The 18968-nt window shown below is 39.6% G+C and carries 10 protein-coding genes; 7 read left to right on the top strand and 3 right to left on the bottom strand.

Going from position 1 to position 18968, the window contains the following annotated elements:
* Positions 1 to 192: 192 nt before the first annotated feature.
* The 3 genes from HUW48_RS21225 to HUW48_RS21215 all read left to right on the top strand — a co-directional run bounded on the left by HUW48_RS21225 (position 193) and on the right by HUW48_RS21215 (position 3254).
* Positions 193 to 657, top strand: a complete 465-nt coding sequence (locus HUW48_RS21225; RefSeq protein ID WP_182412835.1) for a heme-binding domain-containing protein — start codon at positions 193 to 195, stop codon at positions 655 to 657.
* Between the two features lie 771 nt (positions 658 to 1428).
* Entirely contained in the window at positions 1429 to 2133 is a 705-nt protein-coding gene (locus HUW48_RS21220; protein WP_182412834.1) for a DUF1003 domain-containing protein, read from the top strand.
* Between the two features lie 167 nt (positions 2134 to 2300).
* Complete coding sequence (locus HUW48_RS21215) at positions 2301 to 3254, top strand: SGNH/GDSL hydrolase family protein (RefSeq protein WP_182412833.1); 954 nt, start codon at positions 2301 to 2303, stop codon at positions 3252 to 3254.
* Between the two features lie 17 nt (positions 3255 to 3271).
* On the opposite strand, the gene HUW48_RS21210 is transcribed toward HUW48_RS21215, so the two are convergent.
* From HUW48_RS21210 to HUW48_RS21200, 3 genes are all read right to left on the bottom strand, one after another.
* Complete coding sequence (locus tag HUW48_RS21210) at positions 3272 to 3679, bottom strand: OsmC family protein (RefSeq protein WP_182412832.1); 408 nt, start codon at positions 3677 to 3679, stop codon at positions 3272 to 3274.
* Positions 3680 to 3698: 19 nt separating this feature from the next.
* On the bottom strand, positions 3699 to 5195 hold the full coding sequence (locus HUW48_RS21205) for a DUF1501 domain-containing protein (RefSeq protein ID WP_182412831.1): 1497 nt from the start codon (positions 5193 to 5195) through the stop codon (positions 3699 to 3701).
* A 72-nt stretch (positions 5196 to 5267) separates the two neighbouring features.
* Complete coding sequence (locus HUW48_RS21200) at positions 5268 to 8012, bottom strand: DUF1553 domain-containing protein (protein WP_182412830.1); 2745 nt, start codon at positions 8010 to 8012, stop codon at positions 5268 to 5270.
* Between the two features lie 251 nt (positions 8013 to 8263).
* On the opposite strand from HUW48_RS21200, the gene HUW48_RS21195 reads away from it, so the two are divergent.
* From HUW48_RS21195 to HUW48_RS21180, 4 genes are all read left to right on the top strand, one after another.
* Complete coding sequence (locus HUW48_RS21195; RefSeq protein WP_182412829.1) at positions 8264 to 8479, top strand: hypothetical protein; 216 nt, start codon at positions 8264 to 8266, stop codon at positions 8477 to 8479.
* Positions 8480 to 9137: 658 nt separating this feature from the next.
* On the top strand, positions 9138 to 12527 hold the full coding sequence (locus HUW48_RS21190; RefSeq protein WP_182412828.1) for a PKD domain-containing protein: 3390 nt from the start codon (positions 9138 to 9140) through the stop codon (positions 12525 to 12527).
* 472 nt (positions 12528 to 12999) lie between these two features.
* On the top strand, positions 13000 to 16308 hold the full coding sequence (locus tag HUW48_RS21185) for a choice-of-anchor tandem repeat GloVer-containing protein (protein ID WP_182412827.1): 3309 nt from the start codon (positions 13000 to 13002) through the stop codon (positions 16306 to 16308).
* Between the two features lie 832 nt (positions 16309 to 17140).
* Positions 17141 to 18946: a M61 family metallopeptidase gene (locus HUW48_RS21180; protein ID WP_182412826.1), complete on the top strand. Its 1806-nt coding sequence runs from the start codon at positions 17141 to 17143 to the stop codon at positions 18944 to 18946.
* Positions 18947 to 18968: the final 22 nt, after the last annotated feature.

Here is an 18968-nt window from a genome sequence, read left to right as displayed (position 1 = left end):
AAATGCCCTTTTACATATTATTTAAAGTTAGCGTTAAGAAATTGGTTAAGTTAAACTGATGAGTGAATAGAATAAGTAGTTGGAAAAGATTAATTTACTATACTTGATGATGAGAGTATTGTGCTGTTTTATAGGTAGCTAGATAGTTAATTTCAAATAGCGTAATTTATAAGCCTTTGGGTATGTGTACTTATGAATAAAAAAGTATTATTTCTGATAATTTTAGTTCTTATACTTATTCAGTTTTTCCGGCCGACTAAAAATATTTCCAGACAAGAGCAGCCGCAAGCCTTAAAAAAGCGCTACATAATTCCGGCAAATGTTGAAGTCACTTTGCAAAAAGCTTGTTACGACTGCCATAGTAATAATACCCGTTATCCTTGGTATGCAGAGATACAGCCAATAGCTTGGTTCTTAGCAGATCATGTGAAGGAAGGAAAAGAAGAATTAAACTTTGATGAATTTTTAACTTACCCTACCCGCAAGCAGGATCATAAGCTGGAGGAAATAGTGGAAACCCAGGAGGAGGGTACCATGCCTTTGTCGTCGTACACGTTTATTCATAAAGAGGCCAATCTGAATCCAAGGCAAAAGAATGAGATTATTACTTGGGTAAACACTCTCAGGCAGCAAATACAATCTAATAAAAATAACTAATTCATAAATAAACAGAGCCTTAGCCTGTGGGTAACTGTACTTAGCTGAATTTTGCTAATAAGATAATTCCGCACCCGTTAGAAAAGCAGAAAGGGACAACATTATATAAACAATTCTGCTATACTTGCTTTTATTTATTAGTTGGATTATTATTTATTATTTTAGAAACGCCATGAATAAAACTGCCACCGCTTTATTTATTACTTTACTGTTGGTAGGTACAGCAGTCTATTTATATCTGGATACTTGTAATAGCCAAGATACTTTAGATATTCATTTAGAAGATGAGGATGTAAGCAACTATTGTTAATTTCTAATAAAATAAGAGTTAGCTTTAATTTATATTATTAAGTAAGGTTGCTCATTAATAGAGATAAATTAGAAGTGCTGTTTAAGCCAAACGGCATGGAGAACAGGTACATCCTAATAACTAGTTTTTGCCTATTCGTCTTTGGCATTTTAAATGAATAATCAGGCGTAGCGCATTATAAATAGAATTCTTCCCGAAAGTGGTCACCTAAATTTATTTTTATTCTGTCCGAAAGTTTGTGAGCGCATCTTAGCTTAAATGAATGCACCAGTTACACGGATTTAAATAAATACTTCTAGAAGCAATTTGCCTAAACAGTTTCACTTATCGATCCGGGTGGTATAGCGGATTTTTTATTTTACTACTTCCTAATATAACAACTTATCAGTCGATTAAATATATCTTGAAGAAGTTTTCTGCTTTTCGGAACGCACTCCTAATTATTTTACAATAAGCCAGCTATGCAGCAAAAAGTTTGTCATTTAAGTAAACAGCCGCTTAATGAAAGCCATGCTTATAAAGCCAATACCATTATTGCTCCGCTTTATGAATTCATAAAAAAAGATTATCCTGATTTAACCCAGGAGGATTATATTTCTATGGAGCAGCTAAATATTTACCGGCGAAAATACCTTACCAGTTTAATTACAAAAGAATCGGGTGAGGTAAATGATCTGGAAAAGGAGGTATTAGAAAAGATGGAAGGTAATAAAATGCTATCCGAAAATATTGAACCCGAGATAGCTGAAAATAGTACCTTTGGGCAAAGATTAGCAGATGGTATTGCTGAATTTGGCGGCAGCTGGACTTTTATTATATGCTTTTTTAGTTTTATTCTGGGTTGGATGCTGGTTAATATTTGGTTGTTTACCACCAAGCCTTTTGATCCTTATCCATTTATCCTTCTTAATTTAATTCTGTCCTGTCTGGCGGCTATTCAAGCACCTATTATTATGATGAGCCAGAACCGACAAGAGCAAAAAGATCGGCGACGAAGCGAACACGACTATAAAATTAATTTAAAAGCAGAATTAGAAATTAAATTACTGCACGAAAAATTAGACCATTTAATGGTGCACCAAAACAAACGCTTGCTGGAAATTCAGGAGCTGCAAACCGATTTTTTAACGGATATTTTTAATCAAATGAAAAAAAAGAATACTTAATATAAAGTAACCTAATTCATTTACTTTAGCCATATACGACTAGCTATTTCAGCTTTAATATTTACTAAATTGTTTTAGAAATAAGTCAGTTAGTAATTTTTATAGGTATTTATTCTTTGTTTTTAGTGGGATTTTACTTGTATACCTGATTTTTGATTAAACATTGTATGAGCAAGCGCCTTCGTTTTAGTTTTATTTTTATTCTCATTCAAATTTTAGCTGCTCCGGTTTTTGCGCAGAAGATTGCTCCCAATGTTAAACGAATTTTGTTTTTAGGCAACAGTATTACCTGGGCCGGCATTTATGTAAACGACATAGAAGCTTTCATAACGGCGCAAAACCCCAGCCAACAAATAGAATTTATCAATGTAGGCTTATCCAGTGAAACGGTTTCGGGGCTTTCGGAAGAAGGCCACGCCGGAGGAAGTTTTCCGCGGCCCGACCTGCACGAGCGGTTAGCCCGGGTACTAACTAAAACCAAACCCGACCTGGTATTTGCCTGTTACGGCATGAACGATGGTATTTATTTGCCTTTTGATGAAAGCCGGTTTACTAAATTTAAAGAAGGTATTAACTGGCTGCACAACGAAGTTGTAAAAACCGGTGCAAGAATTATTCATTTAACCCCTCCCGATTACGATGAGCAGAGAGGAAAAAGTTTGGGCTATGCGGCTGTTTTAGATCGATATTCGGATTGGTTATTGAGTCAAAGATCTTCAAAATGGGAGGTAATTGATATTCATTATCCCATGCAAAAATACTTGCGGGCGCATCTGGTAGTAGATGCTACCTTTAATCTGTCTGGTTTTGCTTTAGCCTTGGATGGAATTCATCCCGGCGAAACCGGGCATTGGATTATAGCCCGGGAAGTTTTATCGTATTTAGGTTTTAAAGAAGTAGCAAATTCTCCGGGGATTATCGAAAGTTTACTGCAATTACCAGATGCAACTCAATATGTAAAGGTAGTGACAGAACGCCAGAACTTAATGCGGGATGCCTGGCTCATCGAGACCAAACACAAACGACCGGGTTTGCCAGTTGGCTTGCCTTTAAACGAAGCAAAAAGTAAATCTGAGGAATTACGTCAGCAGATTCAAAGTTTACTGCAGGGTAAAAATTAAAATAAGTAAATTTTTTACTAGCTGGTTTGTTTTAAAGTTACACTTACGCCTTTTCGTAAGGTGTTATGTACTTCGGCTACCTGATCTACCTGTTGAATAAGTTCAGCAATTTCCTGAGAAGAATGATGAATAGAAAGTACCTGGGCCTGGTACGTAATATTAGAAGCTGGTTCTCCTTCTAGCCCGAATTCTCCTGAAATAGTTACGGTTACCGATTCAATATCCATTTTTCTGCGGGTTGCTTCCCGGTATATATCATTGCAAAAGCAAGTTGCCAAGGATAGAAAAAGTAATTCGCCGCCGTTTACAGAGGAACCATAACCTTCCGGTTTACCGGCAATCTGCATTTCTTTTTCAAGGCCGTTGGTAGCAACTCTTACTTTATTGGCCTGGTTGCTATTTTGAATAGTTGCCGAAATATTCATAGGTGGTAATTACTAATTCTTAGGCAATAATGGGGGTAATGACTTTGCCGTGTACATCGGTTAACCGGAAATTACGACCCTGGAACGCGTAGGTAAGTTTTTCGTGATCCATGCCTAACTGGTGCAAAATGGTAGCTTGCAAATCGAAAATGTCCGTTCGCCCTTTAATGCCGTAATAACCAATCTCGTCGGTTTCGCCGTGGGTATACCCTTGCTTAATGCCCCCACCCGCTAGCCAAACGGTAAAAGCTTCGGTATGATGATCGCGGCCTTTAAAGGCCATTTGCTTACCTTCGCGGTTTTCCTGCATTGGGGTTCGGCCAAATTCGGCTCCCCACACCACCAAAGTTTCTTCTAATAAACCGCGCATTTTTAAATCTTGTAATAGCGCAGATACAGGCTTATCAATGTTGCGGCATAAATTTCCAAAGCCTTTATCCAGAGCATTGGTGGGATCATTGCCATGAGAATCCCAGCCCCAATCGAACAATTGCACAAACCGAACGCCCCGTTCTACTAACCGGCGAGCTAATAAACAGTTATTAGCGAACGAAGCTTTACCAGGTTCCGTGCCGTACATTTGGTGAATATTGGCTGGTTCGCGCGAAATATCCATTACTTCCGGCACCGATACCTGCATCTTAAAAGCCATTTCGTATTGCGAAATCCGGGAAATAATTTCCGGGTCTTGCGTTTCCTCGTAGTGTAGTTTGTTTATTTCATTTATAGCGGCTATGGATTGTTTCCGTAAATCCCGACTCATACCCTCCGGATCTGACACATACAATACTGGTTCACCTTTTTGCCGGCATTCTACGCCTTGGTAAACCGTAGGTAAAAAGCCGCTGCCAAAACCAGCTTTGCCGGCATCCGGAGCTTTACCTCCTGATAGCAATACCATAAATCCAGGCAAATTTTCGTTCTCGGAACCTAATCCATACGTTACCCAGGCTCCCATGCTAGGCCGACCTAAACGGGCATTACCTGTTTGCATCAGTAATTGGGCCGGAGCATGATTAAACTGGTCGGTATGCATGGCTTTCAAAAAAGAAACATCGTCGACCATTTTGGAAAAATGAGGTAAATGCTGCGATACCCAGGCACCTGATTGCCCGTGTTGTTTAAACTCAGCTTGCGGCCCCAGCATTTTAGGTACTCCTTTAATAAAAGCAAACTTTTTACCTTCGAGTAACGAAGGTGGGCAATCTTGACCGTCCAATTTATGCAGCACGGGTTTATAATCAAAAAGCTCTAGCTGCGAAGGTGCTCCCGCCATGTGCAGAAAAATTACCGCTTTTGCTTTAGGAGCAAAATGTGGGGCTAAAGGAGCAAATGGTTTAGATAAATCCCGGAGAATACCACTGGCACCAGCCATGCTATCCGCCCGGTCCCGACCCGAGCAACCTAACAACGACGATAGTGCCATTGCGCCTAAGCCAGTAGTACATTGCCGCAAAAAGTGCCGTCGGGTAAAGTATTCAGACTGCCGGAAAAGAGCTTCTTCAAAAAGATTCATAGCTACTTAATTATTATTTAAATTCATTTTCCAGATTTACGCCTAAAAATTTAGGATGTAATTTACTTTTTCTCACTCCTTAGTAATGTATTCATCTAAATTAAGAATGGCATTACTTACTACGGTTAAGGCGGCTAGTTTTTGGGCTTTAGGCAGAGATGTTAAATTTTGCTGACCTAAAAATTTAGCTAGCTCTTTTGGTTGCTGGGCGTAATGCTGTTCGGTTTGCTGGTATAATTTCAAGAGTACTTCTAAAGTGTAGGCGTTGGGGTATTTAAACAAAGCCTGGTAATAACCTGCTTTAATCTGGTAAAAAGGAGTAGTGCCGGCTAATTGCATGCGCCGGGCCAGACCACGGGCAGCAGTCAAATATACGGTATCGTTTAAAGTAACCAAGGCCTGCAAAGGCGTATTGGTCCGGATACGCCGGGAAACGCAAACCTCCCGACCAGCCGCATCAAAAGTAAGCAAGGACGGATACGGGCTAGACCGACGCCAGAAAGTGTAAATGGCGCGCCGGTAAGCATCTTCCTCCGGGCTGGTTTTCCATTCCATGCCACTGTAAACTACTTGCCAAACCCCTTCCGGCTGCGGAGGCATCACACTCTTACCATACATTTTCCGGCTCAGTAAACCTCCGGTAGTTAAAGCTTGATCGCGAATTTGTTCAGCGGTTAACCGCACGCGCGGGCCACGAGCCAGCAACCGGTTAGCCGGATCTATGTCTAATAAAGTTTTATTGGTTTTAGAGCTTTGCTGGTACGTTTTTGAGAGAACCAAAAACTTTAATAATTTCTTTACCTGCCAGTTTTGTTCGTGCTGAAAATTGAGAGCCAGCCAGTCGAGCAATTCGGGGTGAGAAGGTTTGCTACCTTGCGAACCGAAATCTTCTAAACTTTCTACTAAACCTGTTCCAAATAATTGTTCCCAAAAACGATTAACCGTTACCCGAGCTGTAAGCGGATTTTCGTTGCTTACCAGCCATTGCGCCAAACCTAACCGGTTTTTAGGATAGGAGCTAAAGCTAGGTAAAAAGCGCGGCGTTGTGGCTTGTACTTCTTTGCCTTTGGTTAACCAGTTGCCTCTTACAAATACCACGTTTTTGCGGCGTAGATCGGCGGGGTTTTCGTAAATTATCGGGGTTTGCTCCGTTTCTGTGTTCAGTAGGGATACTAACTTTTTTTCTGTTTCCGGATAACCAGGTTTATCTGCCCCGGGTAAAGACTCTAAAAATAAAATCCAGTCTAATTGGCACACATAATCTTCGGGGTTGGATTGAACAGCATTCTCAAAAACAAAATACAAATCGTGAAAACCAGTGGTGGGTTTTAATTTAATTATTTCCCGCTGGGTAGATCCTCCTCCGCCCGTGTACTTGTTTTGATAAGTACCTATAATTTCTCCGTCTAATTTATCTTTCCGGATGGTTAAAGTGCCTGTATTTTTAGCAGAGCCAACACTCAAAATTAAATTTACTTTTTCGGTTAAGTTAACGTGTTTTAAACGCGCGTAGCCTTTGTGCCCCCCACCTAAAAATTTACCATCCGACAAAGCTGCGTTGGTAAGTTGATCGAAAGAATGAGGATGGATTTTAGGTTCGGTAAAATGAAGTAAGTTATCTAAAGTTTTAATTTTTGTAGCCGCTTCTTCGGCGGGTAATTGCTGCTGCAACCAAGCTTTTACTTGTATTATTGTAGCTTCGTCCTCGGGCTTGTATTTGTTTAAATTAGGAAACTCACCGGGAACATCTTCGTCATGGGTGTTATTAAAAAAAGCCATTGATTCGTAAAATTCCTGGTGCCGGATAGGGTCGTAAGGATGACTGTGGCATTGCACGCAGCTCATGGTAGTTCCCTGCCATACTTCCCAGGTATTACTTACCCGGTCCAGGATAGCCGTGGTGCGAAACTCTTCATCGTCGGTACCGCCTTCGTCGTTATTGGCAGTATTTCGGTGGTAAGCGGTAGCAATTAGTTGTTCTTCGGTGGGTTGTGGCAGTAAATCGCCGGCCAGCTGCTCAATGGTAAACTGGTTAAAAGGTTTATCCTGGTTAAACGAACGAATTACATAATCGCGGTAACGCCAGATATTACGGTATTGGTCTTTTTCGTAACCTTTAGTATCGGAGTAACGGGCTAAATCGAGCCACATGGCGGCCCAGCGTTCCCCAAAATGCGGCGAAGCCAGCAAGCGGTCTACCTGCTTCTCGTAAGCATTTGCTGATTTATCTGCCAGAAAAGTACGTGTTTCGGAAAGGGTAGGAGGCAAACCCGTTAAATCCAGACTTACCCGACGAAGCAAAGTAACTTTATCAGCGGGAGCCGAAGGTTTTAAAGAATCGGGCTGCCAACGGGCTTGGATAAAACGATCTACCGGATGGTTGGACCAATTGGTAGCAGCAGCAAGAGCCGGTTTTTGCGGTTTTACATAAGCCCAATGATCGGCCCAGGGCGCTCCCTGGTTAATCCATTTCTTCATTTTAGTTATTTCATCGGAACTTAAAGGAGCGGCATGGTAGGGCATCCGTTCATCTTCATCTTTCGATAAAATTCTTCGGATAAGTTCGCTGTTATCTGCCGCACCGGGAACGATAGCGGGTTTTCCGGATTTGGTTTTACGCAAGGCATCGGCCCTTGAAAACAAACTAAAGCCTGAACTTTCTTTTACTCCCCCGTGGCAGGAAATGCACTTAGTATTAATAATAGGTCGGATATCCGCATTAAAATCAATTGCTTTTTCCTGCTTAAAAGTATGCCACAGAAACCAGCCTCCAACTAAGGCTATTAACGGAATCAGGGAAAATTTAAGAAGTCTCATAAAGCTATTTAAATAAAAAAAATGGGAATCTGAATTTTTAGTACTCCATAAACCTGAAAAATAAGCATTTAAGTAACAGAATCCAATAACTTATAGCTTAAGAATTACGAATGAATTTAGCGACAATTAATATTTTGCCGTTTAATTTTTAGTTTATGGTTGATAGGGTTTGCAGCCAATTCAAAGAACAATCTGGGAGCTACTCGTATTAAGATTTATAAATTACTGAAATTCCATGAAAAACTAAATCCATGACCTTACTTAAAATAAAAAAGAAAACCCGGCAGCAACTTATTAAACAGTTTCGCAAAACAATTATAAAACATGGTTCAGAAGTAGCGATTGCTTTAGCTACTAGCTTTATTACTGCTTTAATTACAGAAATTGTAGAAAACACGACAGGTAAAGAAGAAACAGGCCATAAAAACAAGAGAAAGAAAAAGAAACATAAAAAAGAAAAGAAATAGTTTACAAACCGCTACCCTGATTTTATAGTTTCAGTCAGTACAAAATAACCTTCCGGGCAAATTTTGAATTTTCTTATATTCACTCCATTAAACTGCTTGTTATTATGCAATAGCAATACTTTTGTTTTTTAATCAGTTCTTAAATATTCCTTCTTTATTTTATTGTTCCACAATCAATTTAAATGTTTAGGATTAGTATTTTTCTAATATCAAACATTTAAATATATAAATTTAATAAAATCGTACTTGTTTATCTTATAAATTTACTTTTCTTTGTGCTAATGATATTTATCATTGTTTTACAATAATTACTGGTAAATAATACATTTTAGGGGCTAAAATTTACTAAAAAAGCTAAATACTTAAGATTTTTCTTGTAAACAGATAATTAAATTCTGCTTGTTATTTGTTTGAAATTATTTAAATCAATTTGGGTTTTTCGAATTGTTATCTAAATAGCCTTTTAATTAAAATTGACTATTTCTATTCCTGATTTATTAAGTAAATCTATAGTAAAATACAATTTGCAATAACAACCGATATGTAAAATAAACTTTAAGGGCGATCTGGAATAATGAAGCAATTGTTATATAAATGCATTTGCCAGGTTATTCTTTATACTAATTCCGGCTTTTAAACAATCTGATCTAATCCATTTATGACAAGAAAATTTACGAAAGTATTTTTTGTACTATTGCTGTGCTTTATTTTCAAGCAATCTGTCTTCAGTCAAACGAGTAAAATTTGGGATAAATCTTTTGGAGGAAATAATTCGGATCTTCTGATAACTACTGTTGCAACTAAAGATAATGGTTTTCTTTTAGGAGGCACTTCTTCTTCTAGCGTTAATGGTACTAAATCAACGGGTAATAAAGGGCTTCAGGATTATTGGCTAGTAAAAACCAACGGCGATGGCAATGAACAGTGGGACAAAACCTTTGGCGGCTCCGGTTCTGATTTCCTGCAAGCTGCCTGGCAAACTGCCGATGGCGGTTACATTTTGGGGGGAAGTTCAAATTCTCCGGTAAGCGGCGATAAATCTATTGCTGCTTCTAGTCAGTACGATTACTGGATTATAAAACTGGATGCATCCGGTAATAAACAATGGGATAAAAGTTTTGGTGGTTCCAGCAACGATTACCTGAAATCGGTAGTAGCAACCCGCGATGGCGGTTATCTTTTAGGAGGCACTTCTGACTCACCGGTGAGCGGAAAAACCGGTTACAACAAGACAGCCGGCTCTAAAGGATTACAAGATTATTGGTTGGTAAAAGTAGATGCCAACGGAAATAAACAATGGGATAAAAGTTTTGGTGGCAGCAGCTACGATTACCTACAAACCATACAAACCACCAACGACAATGGATTTATAGTAGCAGGTTATTCTTATTCTTCCGGTAGTGGAGATAAGTCAGCTGGTTCTAAAGGATTTGCTGATTATTGGATCGTAAAAGTAGACGCCAGCGGCAATAAACAATGGGATAGAACTTACGGGGGAAATCAGGAAGAAAACTTAGAAACCTGCCTTTCAACTTCGGATGGGGGGTATTTACTGGGAGGCATTTCTAACAGTCCTGCCAGCGCTGATAAATCCGAAGGCTCTAACGGCCTTAGCGATTATTGGCTGGTAAAAATAGATGGCTCTGGAAACAAAAAGTGGGAAAAAACATACGGCGGCAATAATAATGACTACCTGCAAGCTATAACGCAAACGTACGATAATGGATTCTTACTCGGCGGCGCTTCGGATTCGCCGGTTGGAGGCGACAAATCAACTGGTTCGAAAGGGGAATCTGATTATTGGATTGTAAAAATAGATGCAGCCGGCAATAAGCAATGGAATAGAACCTTTGGCGGAGAAGGTTACGATAACCTGCAGGCGCTGCAATTAAATAACACCGGAGGCTGTTTATTAAGCGGAACTTCTAACTCCGGGGCTGGCAGCGATAAAAATAGTAGTAACCGGGGAGATACCGATTTTTGGATGATTAACCTGGATTTAGGAGGACCAGATATGCCACCGGTTATAAACCAGGAAGTAGAAAGTTTTACTTTATTAAACGCCGATACGGATACCGATATTCAAACCCTGGCTAGTGGTGCTATTTTAAATCTGGCTACTTTACCTACTAAAAACTTAAATATCCGGGCCAATACGAATATAACTACGATAGGCAGTGTAATTTTTAACTTAAGCGGCGCGCAGGATTTAACCCGAACAGAATCAGGTGCACCTTTTGCCGCATTTGGGGCAACGGGAAATAATTACAACGCCTGGGTACCAGCCATTGGAAATTATACGTTAAAGGCTACGCCTGCTACTAATGGACAGACCGGAACTTCTCTCACGGTAAATTTTCAGGTAGTAAATCAAACTACTAATAACCAGGCACCAGTCGCTTCAGCGGGTTCCAATAGTACGGTTTATCTTCCGGCTACCAGTACTACTCTAAATGGTTCGGGTTCAGATGCCGATGGCAATATAGCTAGTTTTCTATGGGCTCAAGCGAGTGGCCCCAATACAGCTACCTTCAGCAGCAAAACCGTGGCGAAGCCTACCGTAAGCAATTTGGTGGCCGGTACGTATGTCTTTAGCTTAATCGTAAAAGATAACAATAATACCAGCAGTAACCCGGCTCAGGTAAGTATTACGGTAAGTAATAGTAGCACTTCTGATCAGCAGATACTTGGTTTTACTTTATTAAACGCTGATTCAGATACCGATATACAAACTATTACGAATGGTGCCACTTTAAATTTAGGTAGCTTACCTACTAAGAGGCTGAACATCCGGGTAAATACCAGTACCAATACGATAGGAGTAGCCTTTGCTTTAAAAGGCGCAGAAACCCTGAACCGCTCGGAGGCTACTGCTCCCTACATTGTATTTGGGGCATCCGGCACAGATTATAATGCCTGGTCACCTACGGTAGGCAATTACACTTTACAGGCTACACCTTACTCCAAAACCACTGGTGCTACTACTGGGGCGGCCCTCACAATAAATTTTCAGGTAGTAAATCAAACCACCGGGAATCAAATACCTATAGCTTCGGCGGGAGCCAATAGCACCATGTATCTTCCTACGAGTAGCATTATCTTAAATGGTTCCGGAACGGATGCCGATGGCAGTATAGCTAGCTATCTATGGGCTCAGGCGAGCGGCCCTAATACGGCTACCTTTAGCAGCAAAAGCGTAGCAAAACCTACCGTAAGCAATTTGGTGGCCGGTACGTATGTCTTTAGCTTAATCGTAAAAGATAACAGCAATGCCAGCAGTAATCCTTCTCAAGTAGCCATTAATGTAAGTAATAGTACTACTGCTGGTCAGAAAGTAGTTAGTTATACTTTAATGAATGCGGATACCGATAAAGAAATCCGGACGATTTCGAACGGATCCATTCTTAATCTAGCCACATTACCTACAAAAAATTTAAATATCCGGGCCAATACCAATCCGGAAATTGTGGGTAGCGTGGTTATGGTAGTGAGTGGTAAAACTAATTTAAGCAAAACAGAAACTGCCGCTCCTTACGCAGTTTTTGGCGATGTTTCCGGAAATTATAGCGCTTGGATTCCAACTCTTGGTGATTATACTTTAAAAACAACTCCTTACACTCTGGCCAAAGGAGCTGGTACGGCAGGTACTCCCCTCACTATTTCATTTAAAGTAGTAAATGTGGCGGGCAGTAGCTCGATAGATACCAGTTATAGCACTGGTACAGATTCTCTAGCAGTAGAAGATTTCCCTGATGAAGCTTATCCGAATGAAGACCCCACTTTTGAAACAGTCAGTCTTACCAATTTTCCTAACCCTTTCCAGGACCAAACCACTATTCAGTTTTCTTTTCCGGAAGAGCAAGATTACACTTTAGAAATTTACGATTTAACCGGTAGCTTAGTGAATCAACTTAAAACGGGAATTGCTCCCGCCTGCAAATTAATTGAAGCGACCTGGGATTCCAGTCACCAGGATCCGGGAATGTACATTGTGCGGTTAATATCCGGCCACGAAGTGCAGCACTTACAAATTTTACTGGAAGATTAAGCTTATTAATCGCTTATTCTATAAAGGTTTACAACTAAGTAAATTTTCTTTTTAGGAATAAATTACTCTTTTACACAAGTTTTATAAAAACAAAGAATCTGGTAAGCTTTAATTATTTACTAAAACTTACCGGATTCTTTGTTTCGGTCCTGATTCTTTCTCGTTTTATAATTCAGCTTGTCCTGATTTTTAGCATTTAACTTAATCCGGTATTATAAATGAATTACAGATAGCGGAGAAGCACTGGGTTACTTTACTTCAAATTCTCCTATAAGTGCCCTATTTCACTCAGAATATTTATTAAATTTTGTATAAATTATCTTGAAAAAAGATAAAGAAGATAAGTAGCTTTAAAACTTTATTTTATTTAAATTTTGCTTGAATATAGCAGCTTGGCTGATCTTGTAAAGGTTTAATTTTAAGGGAATACGCTTTGTATTCTTTTCTTTAATCTTATCTAAAGTTACTGTTTATGAAACCACTATTACAGTATTCTGTTTCACGAAAAAGTTTTATTCCTCGCAGTCAATCTAAGAAGGGAAAAGTATTTAAAAGCTTCACCGCTGATTTAAACTTTAAACATCTGGCTTCGTGGTTCACTGCACTTTTTCTGGTGCTTTTTTTAACACCAAATGCAATTGCGCAAGAAGTATTACTGGGGCTTAACTCTATCGAAGGTCCGCAGGGTGGCGGTACCGCATTTACTATTAACAGTAGCGGCACTAATTTTACTATGCGTAAAGGCTTTTACAAGTTAGGTTCCTCGCCCTTCGGCGACTTAACGAAAGGAAAAGACGGCAATTTTTATGGTATGACGGCTGAAGGGGGCATTAATTCAGGAGGTACTATTTTTAAAATGACACCCGACAGCAAAGTAACTATTCTTCATCATTTAGATTTTCCGGAGGGCGTTTCTCCGCGCGGAAATTTGGTGTTAGGTACTGATGGTAATTTTTACGGCATGACGTATGTTGGCGGAGCCAATAAGAACGGTACTATCTTTAAAGTTACTCCTGGTGGCACTTTAACTGTCTTGCATCATTTAAATAAACCTATTGATGGTGGTGCGCCGGAAGGTAGTTTAGTTCAGGGCTCTGATGGTAATTTTTATGGCATGACTTTGCTGGGCGGCAAGTATGATTATGGAACAATCTTTAAAATTACGCCCGCCGGAGTATTTACCGTTTTACGCTCCTTTAACGGAACCACGAACGGCGGAGCTTCTTCCGGCAATTTAGTACAAGGAAAAGACGGTAATTTCTATGGCATGACCTCTCAGGGAGGTACTTACGGATACGGTACTATTTTTAAAGTTACCCCAACTGGTAGGTTTGCGGTTCTACGATCATTCAATAATGATACAGATGGAGGCCTTCCGGGAGGCAGCTTAATACAATCATCAGATGGTAACTTTTACGGCATGACATACGCCGGAGGAGAAAACTTTAATGGCACCATTTTTAAAATTACAGCCAAAGGGGCTTTCTCGGTTTTACATGCTTTTCGTTCCGAAGATGGTAGTCACCCGTATGGCAACCTGGTTAGGGGCTCAGATGGTAATTTTTACGGCATGACTTCCGATGGCGGGAATAATTATTATGGTACTATTTTTAAACTAACTCCGGGCGGTACTTTTACTGTTTTAAAGCACCTGGATTTTTCAACAACTGGCGCCAACCCACGGGGAAGTTTAGTGCAAGGCAATGATGGTATTTTTTATGGCATGGCGGGGAGTTACGGGCCTAGTAGCTATGGTACTATTTTTAAGATTACGCCGGCGGGTACCTTTACTGTACTAGTAGCACTACCCAACGATAACCAGGGGAATACGCCTTATAGTAGTTTAGTGCAAGGCAAAGATGGCTTTTATTACGGTACTACTTCTCAGGGAGGTAAGCATGGCAATGGTACTATTTTTAAAATGTGTACCGATGGTACTTTTACTACTCTGTATTCTTTAAACATTAACACCGATGGAGCAAACCCGGAAAGCGCTTTAATTCAGGCCAATGATGGAAATTTTTATGGTACAGCCAGCACGGGAGGCAAGAACGGTTATGGCACTATATTCAAAATTACTCCTGGTGGTACTTTTAGGGTTTTACACTCTTTTGATTTTAACACTAACGGAAGAAATCCTTATGGTGGTTTAGTGCAAGGTAACGATAATAATTTTTACGGTATTACTTTTCAGGGAGGCACCATTGGTGGGGGCACCGTTTATAAAATTACCCCTTCCGGTACTCTAACCACTATCCGGCAGTTAAGTTTTAGCGATGGTGCTGATTCAAAAGCTACCTTGGTAAAAGGGAAGGATGGTAATTTTTATGGCACCACTCATATAGGTGGCACCAACACGGGTGGTACTATTTTTAAAATTACTCCAAAGGGTGCTTTCAGTGTTTTATATAATTTTACCAATGCCAGCGGGGGATTTACAAGGGGCAGTTTAAGCCAGGATGCAGAAGGTAATTTCTATGGATTAACTCCAGTAGGTGGTAGTAAAGGATATGGCACTATTTTTAAAGTAAATTCTTCCGGTACAGTTACCGTACTTTATAATTTTGATAAAATTACTGATGGCAGTAAACCAAATGGAAGTTTAGTCCGGGACAGTAAGGGAAATTTATTTGGAATGAATAGTGAAGGGGGAACTTATCAGGGCGGCACTATCTTTCGGCTTACTCCTAAAGGCACTTTTACCGTCCTGCGTCATTTAAACAAATCGGCCGATGGGGGTTCACCGCAAGGCAGCCTTATTCTGCAAAAAGCCAATCCGGTAGCAAAAGCACAAAGTGTAGTTACCTCTTTAAATACTCCCAAAGCAATTACCTTATCGGGCACGGGTGGAAACCCACTGGTTTATACTATTGTTTCTCAACCTAAAAACGGAAGGGTAAAGGGTTCCGGGCCAAATCGGTTATACACGCCTAAGCCTGGCTTTACCGGGACAGATTCTTTTACTTATACTGTAACCTGGGGATGTCAAACTTCTGCGGCCAAAACAATCTCTATTTCGGTAGGTGAGCTTACTGCTAAAACTCTACGAATTAACAGTGGTGGCAATGCTGTTGCAACTTCCTTAGGTGAATTTAGTAACGATGCCTACTTTATTGGGGCAAGTACTATTACCTCTACTACCGCCGAAATTTATGGAACCAACGATGATGCCTTGTACCAAACTACCCGTAAAGCAGAAACTTCGGGTGGTAGTTTTAACTATTCCATACCGGTTACCAACGGTAATTACACAGTTAAGCTGTACTTTGCCGAAATTGCTTTTGTAACTAGTGGCAAACGAAAGTTTAATGTAAACGCCGAAGGAACCTCTTGGTTGACTAATTATGATATTTTCGCGGCGGCAGGTGGGGCCCGGAAAGCCGTTATAGCTACCAAAAATGTACTGGTTACTGATGGTATGCTACATTTATCATTTATATCCGTTGTAGATAAGGCTTGCGTTGCCGCCATTGAAGTTATTCCGGTTGCTAATTCAAATCGCCTGGCTAATCAAGAGCCTTCTTTAAACCAGAATACCAGAATAATAAGTATTTTCCCTAACCCGGTAATTAATAAATTAACCCTCTTCCTGCCAGGGATCGAAGATCAGGTGATAACTTTTGTTACAGATATAACAGGAGCACAGGTAAGTACCCAAAAACAACAAATAGTAAAAAATCATCAATTAGAATTGGATGTTCAAAGTTTGAAGGCAGGCGTGTATGTACTGCACGTGCAGACAAATCAGGAGGTACAATCTCTCCGGTTTATTAAAAAATAATCTGAGAAGTGTAAGGATTAACAAAGACGGTTAGTGCCTTATTTATTAAACTTTTTTCTTTTAAATGCTTAATATTGATGTATTTACTTAAAAGAAATATGCAATTTAAAATAAAGTAACTTGTAACAGTTTAGTACCCAATTAATTGCTAAAAACACGGTTTCTGTGGTAATTAACAGACATGTATTTGAAAAATTAAGCGGTTGATAATGTTTTTATTCCAAATATATTCCTAAAAAAATAGTAAAATATTTTTGAACCTAATGGATAAAATATATCTTTATAACATAGTAGTGAGTGCTACGGCTTACCGGCCGCGCCATAAGGTGCTTGGCAACCCCGGTAAGATATGTCGGATTTAAAGAAAGGAGGTACAAATGTCTAGTCCCAAACAAATTTTATCAGGTTTGAATAATGTTGTATCCTTCAATGGAGGTTTGTTCTAAGTTGGTTTTACCACTTATAACAGATTAACATTATTTTTAAGGTCTGAAAAGATCACTGGTTTGAAATACAACTGGTAACTTGGTAAGATTTTAAAGGATTTATAGCCTGCCTGTTTCATCTTGTATGAAACAGGCAGGTTTTTTTTTACCTTTTACTTTTAAATTCTGGCCAACTCCGTATAGCCATATTACTTTTGAAAGTAGAGGCTCTTTTTTCTATCTTTTTATCTAGTACTTTTGTATGAAATAAAATATTAGACAACAATAACATCATATTAAAACACTAGTCAGATTCTCTATTATTCAATAAGAACTTAAAAGCCCTTCTAAATAAACCTAATAGCTTTTATTTGCTTTTTTAACTTAGTTTTTACCATTCATTATCTATGTCTTTAACTTTCTGTAAACGAATTTTCTTTTCTTCTTTATTAATAATTTTATTTCTACCCATAAAAACCTGGGCGGCGGCTAAAGTAAATTATACACTGGCAATGCCACAACCCCAAACTCATTACTTTGAAGTTGAAATGACATTTGCCAGCCCCCAGAAAGAATATGTTGAGGTTAAAATGCCGGTCTGGACACCTGGTTCGTACTTAGTTCGGGAATACGCCAAAAACGTGGAGGGTTTTACTGCTAGTGCAAATAACCAAAAGTTACGTTACGAAAAGATAAATAAAAATACCTGGCGTATTTATTCGCAAAAAGTACCGCAGGTTAAAGTTACTTACAAAGTATATGCTTTTGAGTTAACGGTGCGTACCAGTTTTCTGGACGCCGAACACGGTTATGTCAACGGAGCCAGTGTTTTCATGTACCCCGACGGTTTACAAAATGAAAAATCCGAGATTAAAATAGTGCCTTATAAAGATTGGAAAGTAGTTTCTACTGCCCTGGTGCCAGTTAACGAAAGTCAGCCTTTTACTTTTCAGGCAACTAATTACGACGAAGTAGTAGACTCGCCGATTGAGATTGGTAACCATAACGTGTGGCAGTTTGAGGTAAATGGCGTACCCCATCAAGTAGCGATGTTCGGAGAATCGAACGTGAACAAAGACAAGTTTTTAGCCGATTTAAAAAAAGTAACTACTACGGCTACCCAAATTATGGGCGATCAGCCAATTAACCATTACTTATTTATTATTCATAATACCAACAATGGCGGGGGAGGATTGGAGCATAAATACTCGACCACTTTGCAGGTGAAAAAATGGAATTATGCTTCGTCTACGGGTTATAACAGTATTTTAAGTTTGGTAGCCCACGAGTACTTTCACCTTTGGAATGTAAAACGTCTGCGTCCGGCTGGTTTAGGTCCTTTTAATTACGATGCCGAAACGTATACCAATTTACTTTGGGTATCAGAAGGTTTTACGAGTTATTACGCTAATTTAATTTTGCGCCGTAGCGGTTTTCAAACCAACGAACAATATCTGACTACTAGCGCCAAAGAAATAAGCGATCTGGAGAATACTCCGGGCGTTCGGGTACAATCGGCGGCCGAATCGAGTTTCGATGCCTGGATTAAATATTACCGGCCTAACGAAAATTCTACTAATTCCGGCACTTCTTATTATTCCAAAGGAGCGGTAATTGGTCAGTTACTAAATCTGGAAATTTTGCACCGTACCAAAGGCCAGAAAAGTTTAGATGACTTAATGCGCCAGTTGTACCAACAATATTATAAAAAACTGGATCGGGGTTTTACTGATGTTGAATTTAAACAAGCGGCCGAGAGTATAGCCGGTGGAAAGCTCGATACTTTCTTTAATGATTATATTTACGGTACCAAAACTCCTGATTACGCTACTTATTTTAATTACGCCGGTTTACGCTTTATTAACCAGAATAATAACAAAACCGAACCTAGCTTAGGGGCGAAAGTATCGCTAACAACCGGCAAGCAAATAGTTACATCCGTAACTCGGGACGGCAGTGCGTGGCAAGGAGGTTTAAACGTGAACGACGAGATTTTAGCTGTAAACGGCTACCGTATTACCGACGATGTAAATCTATCTTTGGCGGGTGCCCGGGTTGGTCAACCTATTAGTTTGCTCGTAAACCGCGATGGTCAGATTTTGACTTTAGAGTTTCCCTTGGTTGCCACCGAAATGCGTCGTTTTAGCATCTTGCCGAATGAAAAACCTACCAAAGAACAAACGGCTGTTTTAAATAAATGGCTGAATGGATAAATTAAGTAAATAATTGCCTGAA

The sequence above is a fragment of the Adhaeribacter radiodurans genome, from assembly GCF_014075995.1.
Taxonomy (GTDB): domain Bacteria; phylum Bacteroidota; class Bacteroidia; order Cytophagales; family Hymenobacteraceae; genus Adhaeribacter; species Adhaeribacter radiodurans.
This window is presented reverse-complemented; position numbering and strand designations above follow the sequence as displayed.